Origin of the sequence: Legionella feeleii (assembly GCF_001467625.1) — a bacterium.
In the GTDB taxonomy this organism is placed as follows: domain Bacteria; phylum Pseudomonadota; class Gammaproteobacteria; order Legionellales; family Legionellaceae; genus Tatlockia; species Tatlockia feeleii.
This window is the reverse complement of record NZ_LNYB01000085.1, coordinates 162,869-164,681: the sequence shown is the minus strand read 5'-3', so window position 1 is coordinate 164,681 and position 1,813 is coordinate 162,869. Positions and strand designations below refer to the sequence as shown.

Genomic DNA, 1,813 nt, shown 5'->3' with positions numbered 1-1,813 from the left:
CTTCGCTCATCTGTCTCTTTCGTGAGTGCAATTAACTACCCAATTATACTGAATATCTGACTAATTTATAGTCATGAAAAGACCCTGCCTCAATATTCGCCCAAGCACAGTATTGTTGAATGGTTTGAAGGGTTTCGCTGCTAATGTCAGCTTTAATTTTTTCTTTCTTAGTGTTGCGATTACCATTAATTATTGCCATTGCTGAATTTCCTCATTAGTAAATTTTCGATTAATCATAGCATAAGCAAAAAACCTAGCTCCAATTTAGTGACATTTGTTGACTATTCTGTAATTGAGAGCGAGTTGCTAGCGTTGGTTTTTGAGGCAAAACAGCTTTCTTTTGCCCCTTTCTGGTCTTTCTTTTTTGCATTACTACCGGAATTTCTATAGAGCATTCCCATAGCAGAATGGTCTGAAATAGAACGTCCTCGGTGTGATAGGACACGAGATGATAATCACGTTGGTTTCGTTCTTTTGCCATGAGACAAAAGTGCTGATAAGCATCAGAAAAGGATTCAAAAGCAATAAGTCGGCTTTGTCCCAGTTTAGACTTGATGCGTCCATTGGTGACGCAAAGCGTCCAGTCGCCTAATAAATCCTTTTCGAGACGAATGGTGTAATAGCGTGTTGCTTTTTCAAAACGGGCAGCGTGATAGCACTCTGCTAATTGAAAGTTAAGACAATGTACCCAGGGTAGGGTGATAATCCAGGGAGTCATTACCAGGATTTACCCGTTATCGTTTCAATGACACTCATCTCAGTAAACCCATTTCTGGAGTCGGCGATGGATTCTGCTTCATGCATTAAATCATAAATGGTTTCATCCAGCTCTTTTTCATTGGTGTAAGGGATTTTTAAAATGCATTCCCAGCCATCTTTGTCTTTTTTTACCATATCAAAGGGTGAGAAGCAGTTATTTTCTATTTGTCGTCTGGACTCGTTCTTTCCTCGTACAAATTTATTATTGTTTTCTACACGCAGCCAGATTTCGACTACCGCTATTTTTCTAGTGGCCTGACTACCAGGGATGGTTTGGTCGGGATTGTTTTGGCGATGAGTTTTTATAATGCGATACACACTGGCAATACCGATGTTGAGCTTTTTGGCAATGGCAGTTCGTGTGAATCCCTGATTGATTAATTCCATCACTTCGGAGGATTTGGAGCGAGCTGTTGGTTTTCGTCCTTTGTACTTGCCTTCTTGCTTTGCCCGTTGGATACCTTCCAATTGTCTTTCACGGCGAAGATTGGTTTCAAACTCAGCAAAAACACCGAGCATATCCAAAAAAAATTTCCCTGAGGCATTGGAGGTGTCGACGGGTTGTTCCAGTGCTTTTAAATGAATCTCTTTTTCTTTTAAATAGTGAAGTAGATTTTGTAAATCAAGAATGCTCCGTGTAAGTCGGTCAATTCGTGTCACAACTAGGGTATCGCCTTCACGAATGTAATCCATGCATTCATCCAAGGCAGTCCGGTCTTTTTTTGAGGTGCCGCTTTTTTTCTCAGAAAAGATTTTTTTGCATCCTGCGTTTTTCAAAGCATCGAGCTGGATATCCAAATTTTGGTCAATAGTCGATACTCGGGCATAACCAACAAGAGCCATTCTATTTTGCCATCGATAAATACTAGATATAGTGATATTAAACTACCATAAATAAAAATTAAATCCTATTGATAGAAAAAATAAGGCCTTTTAGAAAGATGGTAAAATTATCACAAGGGTGTACCTTAATGAAATTTTTGGGGTAAAAACTAATTATTATGCCAACTTTAAATATTTTTAGCCGCTGCAGTAAAATAAAGGCATGGTGATT

General features: G+C 38.9%; 3 protein-coding genes. All 3 read right to left on the bottom strand.

Features of this window, described 5'->3' with window-relative positions:
• Window positions 1-43: 43 nt before the first annotated feature.
• The 3 genes from Lfee_RS17095 to Lfee_RS13030 are packed head-to-tail and all read right to left on the bottom strand — an operon-like array spanning window position 44 to window position 1,602.
• The gene (locus tag Lfee_RS17095; protein WP_156413397.1) at window positions 44-199 is read right to left on the bottom strand and encodes a hypothetical protein; all 156 of its coding nucleotides are present in this window, start codon (window positions 197-199) and stop codon (window positions 44-46) included.
• Window positions 200-253: 54 nt separating this feature from the next.
• A complete protein-coding gene (locus tag Lfee_RS13035; protein ID WP_082646657.1) occupies window positions 254-718 on the bottom strand; it encodes a WGR domain-containing protein in 465 nt (154 codons plus the stop codon).
• Window positions 718-1,602 (bottom strand): recombinase family protein, encoded by an 885-nt coding sequence (locus Lfee_RS13030; protein WP_058447438.1) that lies wholly within the window; start codon window positions 1,600-1,602, stop codon window positions 718-720. Before Lfee_RS13030 ends, Lfee_RS13035 begins: the two co-directional genes overlap by 1 nt.
• Window positions 1,603-1,813 lie beyond the last annotated feature (211 nt).